Source organism: Variovorax paradoxus (assembly GCF_030815855.1).
Taxonomy (GTDB): Bacteria; Pseudomonadota; Gammaproteobacteria; order Burkholderiales; family Burkholderiaceae_C; genus Variovorax; species Variovorax paradoxus_M.
Map to the genome: position 1 here is coordinate 407,940 of NZ_JAUSXG010000001.1, position 16,142 is coordinate 424,081.

15 protein-coding genes are annotated in these 16,142 nt (G+C 66.5%); 10 read left to right on the forward strand and 5 right to left on the reverse strand.

All coding sequences use genetic code 11. The annotated features are described in order from the left end of the window. The first annotated feature begins 1 nt into the window (after nt 1). Both QFZ42_RS01910 and QFZ42_RS01915 read left to right on the forward strand, forming a co-directional pair. A complete protein-coding gene (locus QFZ42_RS01910; RefSeq protein WP_307699324.1) occupies nt 2–1,714 on the forward strand; it encodes a type I secretion system permease/ATPase in 1,713 nt (570 codons plus the stop codon). Then, nucleotides 1,711–3,048: an HlyD family type I secretion periplasmic adaptor subunit gene (locus QFZ42_RS01915; RefSeq protein ID WP_307699325.1), complete on the forward strand. Its 1,338-nt coding sequence runs from the start codon at nt 1,711–1,713 to the stop codon at nt 3,046–3,048. The genes QFZ42_RS01910 and QFZ42_RS01915 overlap by 4 nt, the downstream gene beginning before the upstream one ends. Before the next feature lie 77 nt (nt 3,049–3,125). Here the strand turns inward: QFZ42_RS01915 and QFZ42_RS01920 are convergent, their stop codons facing one another. Beyond that, complete coding sequence (locus QFZ42_RS01920; RefSeq protein WP_307699326.1) at nt 3,126–3,521, reverse strand: hypothetical protein; 396 nt, start codon at nt 3,519–3,521, stop codon at nt 3,126–3,128. A gap of 433 nt (nt 3,522–3,954) precedes the next feature. On the opposite strand from QFZ42_RS01920, the gene QFZ42_RS01925 reads away from it, so the two are divergent. The 6 genes from QFZ42_RS01925 (at nt 3,955) to QFZ42_RS01950 (ending at nt 11,833) form a co-directional block, all read left to right on the forward strand. Then, nucleotides 3,955–4,200: a hypothetical protein gene (locus QFZ42_RS01925; RefSeq protein WP_307699327.1), complete on the forward strand. Its 246-nt coding sequence runs from the start codon at nt 3,955–3,957 to the stop codon at nt 4,198–4,200. A 296-nt stretch (nt 4,201–4,496) separates the two neighbouring features. Next, nucleotides 4,497–5,768, forward strand: a complete 1,272-nt coding sequence (locus tag QFZ42_RS01930) for an HlyD family efflux transporter periplasmic adaptor subunit (protein WP_307699328.1) — start codon at nt 4,497–4,499, stop codon at nt 5,766–5,768. Between the two features lie 41 nt (nt 5,769–5,809). Beyond that, the gene (locus QFZ42_RS01935) at nt 5,810–7,132 is read left to right on the forward strand and encodes a hypothetical protein (protein WP_307699329.1); all 1,323 of its coding nucleotides are present in this window, start codon (nt 5,810–5,812) and stop codon (nt 7,130–7,132) included. Further along, nucleotides 7,120–10,518 (forward strand): efflux transporter outer membrane subunit, encoded by a 3,399-nt coding sequence (locus QFZ42_RS01940; protein ID WP_307699330.1) that lies wholly within the window; start codon nt 7,120–7,122, stop codon nt 10,516–10,518. Before QFZ42_RS01935 ends, QFZ42_RS01940 begins: the two co-directional genes overlap by 13 nt. 216 nt (nt 10,519–10,734) lie before the next feature. After that, nucleotides 10,735–11,103, forward strand: a complete 369-nt coding sequence (locus QFZ42_RS01945; RefSeq protein ID WP_307699331.1) for a hypothetical protein — start codon at nt 10,735–10,737, stop codon at nt 11,101–11,103. Nucleotides 11,104–11,194: 91 nt separating this feature from the next. Continuing rightward, the gene (locus QFZ42_RS01950; protein WP_307699332.1) at nt 11,195–11,833 is read left to right on the forward strand and encodes a L,D-transpeptidase; all 639 of its coding nucleotides are present in this window, start codon (nt 11,195–11,197) and stop codon (nt 11,831–11,833) included. A gap of 107 nt (nt 11,834–11,940) precedes the next feature. Here the strand turns inward: QFZ42_RS01950 and QFZ42_RS01955 are convergent, their stop codons facing one another. Then, on the reverse strand, nt 11,941–12,222 hold the full coding sequence (locus tag QFZ42_RS01955) for an HU family DNA-binding protein (RefSeq protein ID WP_307699333.1): 282 nt from the start codon (nt 12,220–12,222) through the stop codon (nt 11,941–11,943). A 290-nt stretch (nt 12,223–12,512) separates the two neighbouring features. On the opposite strand from QFZ42_RS01955, the gene QFZ42_RS01960 reads away from it, so the two are divergent. Together QFZ42_RS01960 and QFZ42_RS01965 are read left to right on the forward strand one after the other, a co-directional pair. Further along, nucleotides 12,513–12,665, forward strand: coding sequence for a hypothetical protein (locus QFZ42_RS01960; protein ID WP_307699334.1), 153 nt, complete (start codon nt 12,513–12,515; stop codon nt 12,663–12,665). 124 nt (nt 12,666–12,789) lie between these two features. After that, a complete protein-coding gene (locus QFZ42_RS01965) occupies nt 12,790–12,993 on the forward strand; it encodes a hypothetical protein (protein WP_307699335.1) in 204 nt (67 codons plus the stop codon). Nucleotides 12,994–13,043: 50 nt separating this feature from the next. On the opposite strand, the gene QFZ42_RS01970 is transcribed toward QFZ42_RS01965, so the two are convergent. The 3 genes from QFZ42_RS01970 to QFZ42_RS01980 all read right to left on the reverse strand — a co-directional run bounded on the left by QFZ42_RS01970 (nt 13,044) and on the right by QFZ42_RS01980 (nt 16,031). Next, entirely contained in the window at nt 13,044–15,041 is a 1,998-nt protein-coding gene (locus QFZ42_RS01970; RefSeq protein ID WP_307699336.1) for an AsmA family protein, read from the reverse strand. Nucleotides 15,042–15,154: 113 nt separating this feature from the next. Continuing rightward, complete coding sequence (locus QFZ42_RS01975; protein ID WP_307699337.1) at nt 15,155–15,400, reverse strand: GlsB/YeaQ/YmgE family stress response membrane protein; 246 nt, start codon at nt 15,398–15,400, stop codon at nt 15,155–15,157. A gap of 184 nt (nt 15,401–15,584) precedes the next feature. Next, nucleotides 15,585–16,031 (reverse strand): universal stress protein, encoded by a 447-nt coding sequence (locus QFZ42_RS01980; RefSeq protein ID WP_307699338.1) that lies wholly within the window; start codon nt 16,029–16,031, stop codon nt 15,585–15,587. Between the last annotated feature and the right edge of the window lie 111 nt (nt 16,032–16,142).

Below are 16,142 nucleotides of genomic sequence, written 5' to 3' on the forward strand. Positions count from 1 at the left end.
CATGAAGCCTCTTCTCCAGCTTCTCGAGCGACCGCTCCTTTTTGTCGCGGGCTTCTCGTTCTTCGTGAACCTGCTGCTGCTCGCCCCCGCGCTCTTCATGCTGCAGGTCTTCGACCGTGTGCTGACGAGCCAGAGCCAGGAGACGCTGCTGGTGCTGTTGCTCGGCGTCGCCGTGGCGCTCGGCATGATGCTGATGCTGGACTACCTGCGCAGCCGGCTGCAGGGTGTGGCAGGCAATCTGATCTCCGATCAGCTGTCTCCGGTGGTGGCCAAGCTCATGCTGGCCCGCACGGCGCGGCGCGCCGAACGCGCGCCCTCCGAAGGCTTGCGCGATGTCGCGGCCCTGCGCAGCCTGTTTTCTTCCCAGGGGCTGCTGGCCCTGTTCGATGTGCCATGGGTGTTCGTCTATGTCGCGGTCATCTGGCTCGCGCATCCGATGCTGGGCATGGCTGCGGCCGCCGCGTCGGCGCTGATGCTCGTTCTTGCCGTGGTGAACGACCGCATCACCCGCCGCGACATCGAAGCCCTGCAGAAGGAAGCCGCCAGGGCCACGCGCTATCTCGAATCCTCGATGCAGAACGCAGAGCTGGCGCAGTCGCTCGGAATGGGAGACGCGGTGATCGGGCGCTGGCGGGACCTGAACGCCGGCGTGGCCGCGCTGCAAGGCCCGACCGCGCGCAAGTCGGTGGCCATGGCCGCGCTCACGCGCACCACGCGCCAGGCGGTGCAGGTGCTGTTGCAGGCGCTGGGCGCCTACCTCGTCATCACGGGCGAAGGCACGCCAGGCATCCTGGTGGCTTGCACCATCCTGCTCGGCCGGGCGCTGGCGCCGGTCGAACAGGTGGTGGGGAGCTGGCGGGTGCTGGCCGAGGGGCGCGTGGCCTTCGCGCGTCTGTCCGAGGTGCTGGGCACCGCCGATCGCCAGCCGCAACGCATGGCGCTGCCGGCACCGAGGGGCCGCCTGCATGCGGAGGGCCTTATGTTCCGGCCTGCGCAGAGCGAGCGGATGATTCTCTCCGGCGTCTCGCTGAGCCTGGAGCCCGGCGAGTCGCTGGCCATTACCGGCTCCAGCGGCGCCGGCAAGTCGACCCTGGTGCGCCTGCTCACCGGCCTGTGGAGGCCCCATGCGGGGGTTGTGCGGCTGGACGACGTCGACATCGCCCAGTGGCCGCGCGAAGAACTCGGCCCGTGGCTCGGCTATGTGCCGCAGGATGTCGAACTGTTCGCCGGCACTGTCGCCGACAACATCGCGCGGCTGGGCGAGGTCGACGCGGACAAGGTCGCGCAGGCGGCGCAGCGTGCCGGCGTGCATGCGCTGATCCTGTCGCTGCCCGAGGGCTACGACACCGTCGTCGACAACATGGGTGTGATGCTGTCGCCGGGCCAGCGCCAGCGCATTGCGCTGGCACGCGCGCTCTATGGCGACCCGAAGCTGCTGGTGCTCGACGAACCCAACTCCAATCTGGACGGCGCGGGCGAACTCGCGCTGGGCGAGGCCCTGAAGGCAATGCACGGCCAAGTCACGGTGATCGTGGTCACGCATCGCAGCGCGCTGGTGCAGCACATGGACAAGCTGTTGGTGCTGGAGGCCGGCCGCGTCAAGCAGTACGGACCGGTGGCGGAGGTGATGCAGACGATCAGGCGTTCGGCCCAGAACACGGGCGGCGCCCAGGTGGTGATGATGCCGCCGCGCCCTGCGGAGAAGGTGTCATGAATCAGATGGCGCATGCCGTCGCGGCCAACGACCCGTTGGCCCTCCACGTGCACGAAGCGCGGCGCCTGATGCGCTGGGGCATCGCCGTGCTGGTCTGCGGACTGCTGCCGGCCGTCGCATGGCTGAGCTTCGCACCGCTGTCGTCCGCCGTGGTGGCACAGGCCCATGTGAAGGTGGATCTGAACCGGCGACCGGTGCAGCATGCCGAAGGCGGCATCGTGCGCGAGGTGCTGGTGCGCGACGGCCAGCATGTGCGACAGGGGGAGCCGTTGCTGGTGCTGGGCGACGTCTCGGTCGATGCCGACAGGAACCGGCTGGACCATCGCGTCAAGACCGAGCGCGCCAGCGTGGCGCGGCTCGATGCCGAGCAGACCATGGCGCGCGCGATCATCTTTCCGCCCGATGTGATCGAGACCGCCGTAACCGATCCGCGCCTCGCCGAGCAGATGGACAAGGAACGCGCGCTGTTCGATGCGCGGCGCGACGCGCTGGTGGGGCAGGTGCGCCTGCTGCGTTCGCAGCGCGACAAGGTGGCCGAGGAAATCGTCGCGCTGCGCGCCCAGATCGCGCAGGCGGGCGAGTCGATGAAGTTCCAGAAAAGCGATCTGGAAACCAACCGCAAGCTGCTCAAGGACGGCTTCATCTCTGCCACGCGCATCGCGCAGCTCGAAGGCACCGTGGCCGACTACGGCGTGAAGCTCGAGGAGCGGCGCGCGGAACTCGCGCGCGCCGAGCAGCGCACGGTCGATGCCGATCTGCGCATCCGCTCGCTGGAAAGCGACTACCGCCAGCAGGCGAGCGACCAGATCAAGGTCACGGCGGCCCGGCTGTCCGAGATCGAGCAGGAGCGGCGCAAGTCGGCCGACGCCTCGGCGCGCCAGGTGATCACGGCGCCGGCCAGCGGCGAGATCATCGACCTGAAGTATTCGACGCCCGGCGCAGTGATTCCGCCCCGCGAGACCATCGCCGACGTCGTGCCCGACGACAGCCGCCTGATGACCGATGCACGCGTGCGTCCCGAGGACATCGGCCGCATCCACCGCGGGCAGGCGGCCGACATCCGCTTCACGGCATTCAAGTACCGCACCACGCAGCTGGTGCGTGGCAAGGTGGTCTATGTGTCGGGCGACCGCCTGATCGACCGTGCCACCAACGCGCCGTACTACTCGGTGCTGGTCGAAGCCGACGCGGCTTCGCTCGCAACAGCCGGAGACCTGAAGCTGCTCGCCGGCATGCCCGCCGAGATCTACCTGCAGGGGGACGAGCGCACCGCGCTCCAGTACCTGGTGGAGCCGATCACCCAGGTGCTGCGCCGCGCCGCGCGCGAGCGTTGACCCAGCAGGCCAGCGTGCTGGTGCAGCGAACACCCTGATGCCTTCGAGACGCAGGGGGTGAGAGTTCGCATGCGCGCCTATTCGAACCGTATCTCGGCCACCGTGGGCGCATTCGGCTCGTTGGTATTGGCGTTGGCGATGGCGCCGTCCTTTTCGTTCCTGAACCAGTAGCGGCAGGCGGTTCGGGCCACCATGGTCACGCACATGGAGCCGTCGGGGTTGAGAAACCACTTGCCCGACGCGCGGCCGGGGCCGCTTCGGTTGGCAAAGTCGACGCGGCCGTCGGCGTAGAACTGCCAGCGCGAGACCATGCCGGTCGCAAGATTGCTTGAAACGATGGGCTTGCCGATCAAGGTGCTCTCGATCTCGGCCCTGCTCAGGTACACGCGGCCAGTCGGTGGAAGGGGCTCGTCTGAAATGGCGGGAACGGCGGCAACGCATATCAGCGTGCGAATGGCGTAGCGGGTGAACATGGCATGCCCTTCTGACGTTGCCGGAAACGTCACTCGGATGAGGGCAAGCTCGACCAAACGTCGGCCCGCCGCGCTGAGGGAATGCGCGGCGGCGAAGGGGCTGCTTCGACAAGTCTGCTCAGCTAAATGGTTGCCTCGGGCGTGGGTGGCTGGCATGCAGCCGAGTTCGGCGGGCATTGTGATGCGGCCAATAGTATTCAGTGGCGTTACAAGAAAATAACCAAAAAGTGCTACGTCTTGACGCGTCGGAGGCGGTCCGTGTGCGCGAAGAGGGCATGCTTCTTCCAGAGAACGGTTCGGCGAGGGCGGTGCTTGCTTGCCTCGATGACACGACCTGTGCTCCGGTGGCCGCTCGGCAGCCAGGGGCGAAGAGCGGTGTGGGGTGGCGGGCTGGAGCGGCTTGGCGGGGTGCTCCAGACCGCGGAAGAGCACTATGAAGGCAACTTCCACGGCGCATGTATTGCGCTGTGACGGCCGTAGCGCAGTTGTAAATGGCGCACCGCAAAAGGTGCCTGGCAGCGTTGCCGTCACGGCGTTGTCGAAAACCATCAATGCCGATCAGGATGGTTACCGGATATATGTTGGTGCGCGCCACCAGCCGGCGGGGGCATTCCACGTGATGAACTTCCCCGCATGGGCGATTAAGGTGCGTGCTTCGTCCGCCCCAGTGGAGGCCTGAGGCCCGACGCTTCGCCAGCGGGACGAGGCCTTTCGTCGTCAATCGCACCAAATCCGACGCCGGTGTAGGACCTTAGCCCGACCAGGCTGCCCGATCGAGATGTGAACCTTGCACATCTTGTTGCTCACCGAAGCAGTGGTAATTCGCCTTTGGCCGTACCTTTGTATTGCACTGCAGCATGCGAACGCGGCGGCCCTCGAGGCGCCGGGTTCCGCGTGGACTGCAGGCAAGTTCTCTTTCATTCCCGGATGTGCGCCGGCCGGTTCGGCGCACGCCGTCATCTCAAGAGGTGGGGTATGCGTGTGTCGAAACTGCCTTCATTTGTTTTTCCGCGTCGCCAGCGCCGCACGGGTGGTCGAGCCCGGCAATCCGGCGCCTTCGTTCCCAAGCTGGCGGCCTATGCGCTGCTGGCTTTCGTGCTGTGGCTGATGGTCGCGACGCTGGTCCAGCCGCTGTTGTCTTCGCAGGCCACGCGGGCGGTGTTGCAGGCGCCCGTGGCGCTGATCACCTCGCCGATCAACGGTGTGGTGGCGCAAATGGTGGTGCATTCGCGCGATATGGTGGAGCCCGGCACCGTGGTGGCCACCGTGCGCAACCCGACGGTCAGCCAGGAAATACTCACCACGCTGAGGTCGCAGCGCCTGGCGTTGCAGAGTCAGCTGGCGCAACTGGGCAACCAGTTCAAGGCCGACAACCAGGAGATGCGGTCCGTCGGGCAGGAGGCCAACGTTCACAGGCAGGCTTCGGTGGCCCAGGCCTGGGAGGCTTGGCAGGTTGCGAGCCGGCAGCGCGACGCGGCGCACAGCATGGTGGAAGAGCAGGAGAGCAAGGTCAAGACCAACCAGGCCTTGCTGGCGGAAGGCGCCATCAGCGAGCAGGTCATGAACGCGTCCGTGGCGCAGCTGAACACGGCACGTGCCACGGCCGCGGTGGCGGAGCAGGCGTTTGCCGGCCAGGCCCAGACAGTGGCAAGTGCGGGGCAGGGCGCTTTTGTGGGCACCAGCGGCAACAACCTCTTCCAGACGTTGGCCAGCCGCCGCGAGGCACTGCGCAACAGCGTAGGCCGCGCCCAGCAGGACGGCGCCGCCATTCTTCAGCAGCTCAAGCAGGTCATCCAGCTCGAAGACGAGGAACGCCGCCGGGTGGAGAAGCTGTCTTCCTACGAAATCAAGGCAACGCAGGCGGGGCAGGTTCACTCCGTGCTCGCCCCCGAAGGCGCGTATGTCACGGCGGGCGCTTCGTTGGTGCGCGTCACCGATTGCAGCCGCCTCGGCGTGGTGGCGGTGTTTCCCGCGCGGGTGGCCAAGCGCCTGGGCATCGGCTCCGTGCTCGAAGTGAAGATCGGCGAAAACTCCAAGGCGATGCCGGCGCGCGTGGAGCAGTTGCTGCCGGTGGCATCGGACGCACTGCAGAGTACCTACAGCGTGCCCTTCCCCTATGCGGAGCAGGGCTCCATTTACGCCGTGGCACGCATCGAGGCCAAGGAGCCGCAAGAGGCCTCGGCGGCCGGGGGCAGCAACATGTGTGCGCCCGGCAAGGTGGTGACGGCCAGCCTTCAATCGTCTTGAGCGCAGGCAGCAATGCACCGCTCCGCACCTGGAACAAGCCCATGCAGGTTCTTCTCTCCATTCCGCGCACCTTGGCGCATTGCGCTGTCGCATCGATGGTGTCCATGTTGCTGATGCCCGCGGCCCATGCGCAAAAGCCTGGAGCCACGCAGCAACAGCTCGCGCGCCAAAGCTGTGAAGGGCTGCGCCGCGCGGTTGCCGAGGACCAGAAGGGCGCAGCTTCCGGTCCGCTGTTTCTGGCCAGCTACCGGCTTGCGGACAACAAGCAAGGCTCGCCGCCGCTGGAACCGGCGCTGGCCGGCGCCGCCTTTACCTATGACAACGCGCTGGCCGGCATCGCGCTGCTGGCCTGCGGCGACACCGCTTCGGCCAAGCGCATCGGCGATGCGGTCGTGCGCGCGATGGAGCGCGACCCGGGCATGCCCGACGGCCGCGTGCGCAACGCCTACCGCGCGGGGCCGATGACCGAAGACAAGGCGGCGCTGCCGGGCCGCTGGGATGCGGGCAAGAAGCAATGGATTGCCGACGCCTACCAGGTGAGCACGGCCACCGGCAACGTGGCATGGGCGGCCTTGCTGCTGCTGAATCTCTCGGAAGCCGAACGTTCGCAGGCTTACCTGGCGAGCGCACGCAAGCTGCTCGGCTGGACCGAGCAGCGCACGCGGGCCACGAACGCACCCGACGGCTACAACGGCGGCTGGTACGGCTGGGACAACGCGCAGCGCGCGCAGACCTGGAAGTCCACCGAGCACAACATCGACATCGCCATGGCGGCCGCATGGGCGGCGCGCGCGGGCGGATCGAACGACGCCGAGCGCCAGCAGGCCCGCACCGCGCTCGACTTCGTGAACCGCATGTGGAACGCCTCGGAGCAGCGCTTCAACATCGGCACCAAGGAAGATGGCGCCACCATCTCCACCGAGGGCTCGGGCCTGGATGCGCAGCTGTGGCCCTTGCTGGCGGCGCCTGAAGGGTCGTGCGCCTGGACGCGAGGGCTGGAATGGGTGGAGAAGAACCACCGCTTCGGCGAAGGCTACGGTTTCTCGCGCAACCCCGACGGCATCTGGACCGAAGGCAGCGCGCAAGCCGCCGCCACCCTGGTGGCGCGCAAGGGCGCCGCGCCCGAGGCGCTGTGGCAGCTGCTGGCCTCGCAGCGCGCCGACAACGGCCTGTACTACGCAACCCCTAGCGCCCGCATTTCCACCGGCCTGGCCATCGGGCCGGACTCGGCCGGGGCCGACTTTTACTACTACCGCTGGCCCCACTTGGGTGCCACCGCCTGGATCGCGCTGGCCGCGACGGGCTTCAACCCCTTCACCGGCAAGACCACTGCCGCAGGAGCTATCCCATCATGTCCCACCTGATCGCCACACCGGAGTTCCAGCTCAACGCCCTTGTTGCGGGGCTCGCGCTTCTCCTCATGTCATTGGGGCGGGTCGATCGCACCAGCCATCGCGTGCTGTTCGGCGCGCTCACGGCGCTGCTGCTGATGCGGTACGCGGTCTGGCGCGTGGTCGCCACCATGCCGCCTTCGGACCTGGGCTTTGAAACGCTGTTTGCCTGGGTGTTCCTGGCCTTCGAACTCACGGCCATCGTCTACACGCTGATGTCGATCCGCATGCTGGTCGGCCGCCGCGACAACCGGCCGCTGGCCGACCTTGGCGAGGCCGAACTGCGCCGCCACGGCGCGAAGGTTCCGGCGGTGGATGTCTTCATCTGCACCTACAACGAAGACCTGGCCGTGCTGGAAAAGACCATCATCGCCGCCCAGGCCATCGACTATCCGCAACTGAAGGTCTGGGTGCTCGACGACACGCGGCGCGACTGGCTGCGCGACTACTGCGAGCGCAAGGGCGTGCACTATGCGCGGCGGCCCGACAACAGCCACGCCAAGGCGGGCAATCTCAACAACGGCCTGCGGCTGTCGGCGGGTGTGACCAACGCGCCCTACATCCTGGTGCTCGATGCCGACTTTGCGCCGCAGCGGCAAATCGTCTATCGCATGCTGGGCCTGTTCGCGGACCGCAAGGTCGGGCTGGTGCAAACGCCGCAGTTCTATTACAACGCCGACCCCATCCAGCACAACCTGCGCGCCACCGACAGCTGGGTCGACGAGCAGCGGGTGTTCTTCGACGTGCTGCAGCCCGCGAAGGACGCCGCGGACTCGGCCTTTTGCGTGGGCACTTCCTTCATCGTGCGGCGCGACCTGATCACCGCCGCCGGCGGTTTCCCGGTCGGCAGCGTGTGCGAAGACATCCACACCACCTATCTGCTGCTGCGGCGCGGCCATATCACGCGCTGGCTCGGCGAGCGGCTGTCGAACGGTTTGTCGGCCGAGAGCATCATCGACTACATCAACCAGCGCAGCCGCTGGTGCCTCGGCACGGTGCAGCTCGCGCTGCTGCCCGACGGTCCGCTGCGCGGCAAGGGCTACAGCTTCTCGGCACGGATGCACTTCCTGCACGGCCTGCTGCATTGGCTCGGCAAGCCCTTCATGGCGCTGATCATGCTGGCGCCCGCGCTGTACTGGTATGCGGGCGTTTCGGTGTTCCACGCCTCGCCGCAGGCCTTCGCGTCCTTCGGACTGCCGCCGCTCATGATGTTCTGGGCCTACAGCTACTGGATCAGCCAGCGGCGTTGCCTGCCCGTGTTCAGCGAGGTGAGCCAGCTCGTGGCCGCCATGGCCGTGACCGGCACGCTGGCGAGCGCCATGCTGCGGCCCTTCGGCCGGCCTTTCAAGGTGACGAACAAGGGCCTCGACCGCACGAAGACGGTCGTGCACTGGAAGCTCGTGGCCGTGTTCGGCGGGTTGCTCGTCGCATTGCAGCTCGGCGGTGCATCGGTCGCCCTGAGCGGTGAAGCGCTCACGCCCGGCGACCAGCTCAACCTGGTGTGGACCGGCATTGCGCTCGTTCTCTGCCTGGCCGCGCTCATGGCCTGCATCGACTTGCCGCGGCCGGAGCAGGAGGAGCGCTTTCCCTGGCGCGCGCGCACCCGGGTGCGAACCGCGGCCGGCGAGAGCGACTCGCGCTTCGTCAACATCGCGACCGACGGCGCACTGCTGGAAGGCGGCGCTCCGCTGAAGCGTTTGCGCGTGGGGCAGCCGCTCGAGGTCTATGTGGAGCCCGTGGGATGGCTGCAGGCGCGCCTTGCCGGCAGAAGTTCCGCCGGCGCCGAGCTGCGCTTTGCGAGCACCGAGGCCCAGCGTGAACATCTGGTGAGCCATGTGTTCAACGTGCCTCCAAGCCATGTCGCGGTTCAGGTGCGGCCGTGGCGCGCCGCTTCGGCCTTGCTCGCGAGCGCAGGGTTCGGATCGCCCGGAGCGGGGTTCGTGCGCCTGTTTCTGCGGCTCACCTTTCTGGTGCTGGCGGTGTGCGTGGTGCTCGTGGTGAGCGGCTGCAACCTCACGCCGCCGATGAGGCAGCCCGATTTGGCGGTGCCTTCGCAATGGCCGGCCGGCACCACAGTGCCGACAGCGGAACCCGTGGACTGGCGCAGCTTCGTTCAGGACGAAGAGCTGCGCGGGCTGATCGCCACAGCGCTGGCGCAGAACCGCGACTTGCGCGCCTATGCCGCGCGGGCACGCGAAGCGCGGGCCGTGTATGCCGGAAGCCGCGCCTCGCTGTTCCCGCAGATCGGCGTGTCGGGCCATGCGCAGCGGGCGCAGACCACGCCGCAGGGCTCGCTCAGCCCGGTCGGCAATGTGCCGTCGGACGGACGCGTTTCCAACAGCTTCGATATCCAGGCCGGCGTGACCTCGTACGAGCTCGACTTCTTCGGCCGTCAGCAGAGCACGGTCCAGCAAAGCGGGGCCTTGGCGGAAGCAGGCGACAAGGATTTCGCGGCGGCGCGCATGAACCTGGTCGGCGAAGTGTCGAATGCCTACCTCACGCTGAGGGCCGACCGCGCATTGCTCGCCCTGGCGACCGCCAACGAGTCTGGCCTGGCTTCCAATGCCGACATGATCGGCCGTGCCAAGGCGGCGGGCGGCGCGGCGCAGCTCGACGTCTATCGCGCGCAGTCGCTGCTGCAGAACGCGCGGGTGCGGCAGGAAGAATTCCGCATGCGCGTGGGCCAGGATCTTCAATGGCTGAACGTGCTCGTGGGCCAACCGGTGTCGCCCGACACGGGCAGCGCCCGGCCCTGGCCCGAGCGTTCCACGGCGCCGGTCGCGGCGGGCTTGCCGTCCAGCCTGCTGCAGCGCCGCCCCGATCTTCTGGCCGCCTATTCACGCGTCGAGGCCGCCAACGCGGGCGTGGGCGCGGCCAAGGCCGCCATGCTGCCGACCATTTCGCTGACCGCCCTGGCGGGCGGCATCAGCGGCGACTTGTCGACGTTGCTGAGCAGCGGCAACAGAAGCTGGGCCGGCGTGCTCGGCGTGTCGCTGCCGATATTCGATTGGGGCCGGCGGTCGGCCAACATCACCGGCAACGAAGAGCGGCTGGCGGCGGCCATGGCTTCCTACGAGTACGCGGCGCAAGTGGCTTTTCGCGAGACGGCCAATGCGCTGATCGCCGACGACCACCTGCGCCCGCAACTCGAGGCACAGCAGTCTCGCGTGCAGGCGCTCGAAAAAGTGGCCAGCATTTCGCGCACGCGTTTTCGCAGCGGCCTGGAAGATTATTTCTCCAGCCAGGATGCGCAGCGCGAACTCTATGCCGAGCAACAGCAGCTGATCGAACTGCAGCTCAAGGAGGCCGTGAACAGGGTCAACCTCTACAAGGCGCTTGGGGGAGGCTGGCGCGCGTAGCGCCCTGGGCGCTGCGGCCGAAGGAGTCATGCCGCGCCGGTCTGTGTTGACCGATGCCGCGGCGAGAAGCGCGGCAAATTTCACGACTTGCGCGGTTCGTCGGATGCGCGTTGTCGTCCTCGCGCGGCTCCCCGCGTTCTTGATTGCAGACTGCGCTCGCGCTGGGCATCCGCTCCCGGGTTGCAGTCGGAATCAAGACTCTAGGGAGATTTACAAATGAAGATTCAACACTCGATGGCTGGCCTGCTCGTGACCACGGCCATGGCCTTTGCCATCGCGCCGGCCATGGCGCAGGGCACTGCGCAATTGGCAAAGACCGACATGCCCGCCATTTCCGGCAATGTGTACATGCCGGCCGGCCAGCAAAACCAGACCGGCGGCCCCATGGGCGAAACCGGCACCACGCTGCAAACCGTCATGCCCGCGGCGCCCGCGCCGGTGCGCGTCGTTGCCCCGGCGCCGGCCCCCGAGCCAGTGCGTATGGTGGCAGCGCCGGTACCGGCACCGGCACCTGTGGCGGCTCCAATGCCCGCACCCGAGCCGGCCCCCGCACCGGTGCGCCGCGCCCGCGCCGACCGGGGCTGATCACCCGCGCCTTCGGCGCTCGAACGCGGTCGCCACCTTGGGGTCGGCGGCCGCGTTTTGCATTGGAGCTTCGCAAAGTGCTTTTTGATTCATGAAAACCCCTCTGCTCTTGTCCATCGCCCTGGCTTGCGCGGCGATGCTCGTCCAGCCCGCAGCAGGTGCCGCCGAGCTTGTCGAAAGCAGCGGCGCATCCGCCGAAGTGCGGCAACTGGCGCAATCGGCTGCCGGCACGAACGACAGCCAGGGCCTTCCTTTCGCAATCGTCGACAAGAAGAACGCGCGCGTGTTCATCTTCGGTGCCGACGGAACCTTGCAAGGCGCTTCGCCCGTGTTGCTGGGGCTCGCGCGAGGAGACGAGTCAGTGCCGGGTATTGGCGAGCGAAAGATGTCCGACATACGCCCTGAGGAGCGCACCACGCCCGCCGGACGCTTCGTTTCGGAGCCCGGTATCAACCTGCAAGGCGAAGACGTGGTCTGGGTCGATTACGGTGCCGCCGTGTCCATGCATCGCGTTCGCACCGGCAACAAGGCCGATCGGCGGCTGGAGCGGCTTGCGTCGGCCAATGCGGAAGATCACCGCATTTCCTACGGCTGCATCAATGTGCCCGCGGCGTTCTACGACACGCACGTGAAGCCGGTGTTCGGCAATGCACCTGGAGTGGTCTACGTCTTGCCCGAGACGCAGCATGCGCGCGCGTACTTCAAGTTCCTGCCGGAAGACGGCGGATGAGCGGCAAATGACGTGAGGAGAAGCAGTGAATGATGCAGACGGCGCGCTGATTCGAAGCGGGTTCGAATCAGCGGCTCGCCGATTGCATCAGGCGCTGATGGCCGGAATCAGCCCGCCTTGTTGATGGCGTCTTTCAGCGCCTTTCCGGCGGCGAACTTGGGGCTCTTGCTGGCCTTGATCGTGATTGCTTCGCCGGTGGACGGATTGCGCCCCTGGCGCTCGGCACGGCTCGCAACGGTGAAGGTGCCAAAGCCGATCAGCTGAACTGTCTCTCCACGCACCAGGGCGCCCGACAGATGCTCGAGCGCCGAGTCGAAAGCGCGGCCCGCGTCGGCCTTGCTGAGGTTGGTGTCTTCTGCGATTGCGGCGATGAGGTCGGTCTTGTTCAAAACAGGAGTTCCTTTCAATAGAACAGTTGTGGAAACGATGGGTGTAGCACCCGAGTTTGACTGAATGCGCACGCCGGATTCCCGGTTGGCACGCACATCCGCGCGAGAACTTCGGCACAGGGTGTGAAGTACTGGGCAGAGTTGCATTCCAGTTACGGTTTTCACGTAAACCCGCCCCGGGCGTGACGCATTCTTATGGGAATGTTAGCGCGCCATTTGCCTTCGTGGCTTGCTGACGGCCACGGCGCCATCTGAAATCGGCGCCCGACAATTTTCCTCAAGGAGTCTGTATGAAAAAAACCGCCGCCACCATGATGTTCGCATTCGCGATGTCTTTGCTCATGAGCGCCTGCGTGTACCACGCCGATCCCGGACCGGGGCAAGGACGTGGACAAAAGGGAGACTTCTGCCCTCCGGGACAAGCCAAGAAGGGCAACTGCTGATCCTCCCGGCTGGTGCGGGGCCGTGCCGGACCGGAGCTTCCGCGCTGATCGCCGCAGCCTTCACAACACAATGAACAAGTCCGACACTTCGGTCCTTCGCATCCGGAACTGGCGAGGGACCCTAATGGCTGCTTTGATCGGGCTCCTGATCGTCTTGGCCATGGCCATGAAATGGCTCGTCGAATTCCAGGTCGACGCGGCCCAGGAGCGCCGCTCGCTCGAGGCGTTGGCCCGCGAAGCCGAGGCGCGCTGCTTCGCGCTCGCGTCGCAGCGCGCCACGCAGGCATGCCGGGCGGCGCATGCGGCACGCGGCAATCCGGCGAAATAGCGCACGGCGTTGCCTCGGCAACGCTGCCGGCAACGCATTGTGCTGCGTTGTCAGCGCGCCTTGGATTGAACCGCAGGCGCCCGCGCTTTCGTGCTCGCAGCAGCCTCCAGTGGCGCACACCCGGCAAACTCCTGCGAGCCCACGTTGAGCAGCGGCAGCAGCGCAGCGACGGGCGCTATCGCGCCGAGCGCAACCGCGGCACCCAGCTTGAGTGCGACGGCGCCCTTGTCGACACCCACGTCGGGGTTCTTGAAGGTGCCCTTCACGTAGAGCGGCGAGCGCAGCGAAAGCACGCGCAGCGCCTTGTTGCGCGGTTGAATCTCCAGCGCCAATTGCTCGCTGGACAAATCAATTTGCCCGGTGACGTTGATGACCGATTCATCGGTGTCCAGAACGAACGAGCGCGTCTGCATCACGCCCTGGGTGACCTTGAAGTCGCTTGCAAGGCAGTTCAGCTGAACCTGCTTGTCGCCGAAGAGCTGGGTCACCACGACGTTGCCGATGTTGAGCCCCATGGCCTCGAGCAGGAACTTGCTCATGGTGCCCTTGCTCACCAGGGCCTTCACCTCGCCATTCGAGGTTCCCAGCAGGCCCGCAACGGAGTTGCCCGTTGCGGACAACGCCGCGTCGCCGCCGACTTCGCCGAGGCTGGCCTGCATCGTGTTCAGCGTCGGAAAAAGCTCCTTGATCTTCAGCCGCCGTGCCGAAAGCTGCAGGTTCGCGCGGATCGGGTTCTGCCTGCCGTCGAGCTTCACCGTCGCGGCCAGGTTGCCGCCGGCCACGCCGAAGCTCAACGGCGTGAGCGACAGCACGCTGTCCTTGAGGTGCAGATCCGCAACCAGGCTGTCGATCGGCAGGTCTTTCGCATGGATGATCTTGCGGCCGGCAAACTTCACGTCGGCGTCGATGCTGCCCCAACTCGCGGTGTCGAACTTCTCCACCGGCAGCACCTTGTTCGCCGGCTGGACGGCCGCGGCCTCCCGCTTGGCCTTGTTGGCATTGGAGTCCGCGCCGATCAACGGCGCCAGGTCTTCGAGGCGCAACTGGTTGGATTGCACCTGCCCGCGCAGCAGCGGCCGCGGCTGCTGCGAGATGTATTCGAGCGTGCCGCCGATGTCGCTCGCGCCCACGCTGCCCTTGAAGTCTTCGTACAGCCAGCGGCCCCCGGCCTTGTCGAGCTTGCCGACCAGATGGCCTTCGGTGCTGAACGGAGGCGTCTTGGGCAGCGTGATGCCCGTGATCGGGTACAGGTGCGCCATGCTCGCGCCCGACAGCTTGAGCCGCAGGTCCAGCGCAGCCAGCGCATCGGGCTTGGTCAGGGTGCCCGCCACGTCGATGTGCGTGGCGCCGATCTGCACGCCCGCCTGCAACGGGTAGGGCTTCTTGTCCTGCTGCAGCGAAAGCACCGCGCCGGCCCGGCCGCTTCCGTGCAGCGGCGTCTGGCGGAACGTGCCGCCGAGCTTCCAGCCGATGCCGTAGCCCTCGGCGCTTTCCTTCGGCAGGCTTTCGATGTCGACCTTGAGGTTGACCTTTGCCGCGGCGTCGGCGAGCTTCACCGTGCCGTGGTTCAGCACCAGCCGCTGCAGATCGAGTTTCCAGGCCGATGGTGCCGTGTTGTCGGAAGCCAGCGTCCAGTTGTTCTTGCCGTCCGCGGTGCGCTCGAGCGACAGCACGGGGCCGACGAGTTCCAGTGTCGGAATCTCGATCGTGTGATTCAGCAGGGACAACGGGTTCAGCGAGAAAGTCAGCTGCTTGATTTCTGCCAGGTGCGGGCCGGTCTTGCTCCAATCGGCATTGCCCAGGGTGATGTCCTGCGCACTCAGTCTCGGCCAGGGCACCCAGCGGCGCCAGCCTGTTTCGGTCTCGGGGTTGTTCCATTGAAGGACCAGATCGCCCCGAATGGCGAACGGGCGTCCCGTCGCTTCGCTGACACGCTCATTGATCCATGGCCTTGCGCGGTTCCAGTCGAAGCTCAGGACCGCCGCAAGCCCGATGGCGACCAGGCTCGACAGGAGAAGCAGGGTCCAGCCGGCGAGGCGGGGCAACATCGATTTCATTCTGACTCCCTTGAGATGGCGCGTGCAGTGTGCGCCCGAGAGAGCGGTGCACGAAGTGTGGCCTGGATTCGCGCCGCACTTCGCGCCTTCAACGTATCGAACCGCTACGCGCGCTTGACCAGGCGAACGATGAACAGCAGCACCACGGCGCCCACGGTGGCGACCACAAGGCTGCCCACCAGGCCACCGCCCATGGACACGCCGACCGTGCGGAACAGGAAGCCGCCGAGGAAGGCGCCGATCACGCCGACGATGAGATCGCCGATGAGGCCGAAGCCGCCACCCTTGACAAGAATGCCGGCCAACCAGCCAGCCACAAGACCCACAACGAGGAACCACAGAAAACTCATGAACCTACTCCCTTGACAGGCCAGGATGGCCTTGGAGCGGCAAGAGTATCAGCGGTGCAGACAACGAACAGGAAAGGATCAACACGAACTGTGAACTTGTGCTTTCTTGCGAGGAAATCGCCAGCGCCTTCCCGCCGTTCCGGCCAACGGCTCAAGGGGAGAGGGGACTTGCGCCCCGCAATCCTTAGCGCAGCACCAGCACCGGAATGTGCGAGTGAGTCAGCACATGCAGCGTTTCACTACCCATCAGCAGGCGCGCCAAACTGCGCCGGCCGTGCGAGGCCATCACGATCAGATCGCATTGCTGGTTCTTGGCCGTGGCGATGATGGCCTCGGCCACCTGGTTCGACTTCATCACGATGGCCTGCGCGCTGCGTACGCCCTTGGCCGCCGCGGTGGTCCTGACCGCATCGACCAGGCGCTGGGCCGCCGTGTCTGCCTGCTCTTGCGAGAGTTCGATCTCGCGCTGATTCAGCACCATCGAGCCCTCGAAGTAGCCGTGCGAAAGGAGATGCGCGACAGTGACGCTGACCAGCTCGGCGCGCGTCAGGAGGGCCAGGTCGATGGCGGTGGCAACCGCTTTTTCGGAGAGCGAAGAGCCATCGGTGGCAACGAGGATGCGCTTGTACATGACCGACTCCTTGGCCCCCGGCACTGCGGGTGCCTTCGCAGTTCAGTCTAGTTCTCGGGGATGGCCCATACAAGCAAAGAAGCTGGGCTGCGGCGCCTAATCGCGAGCTCG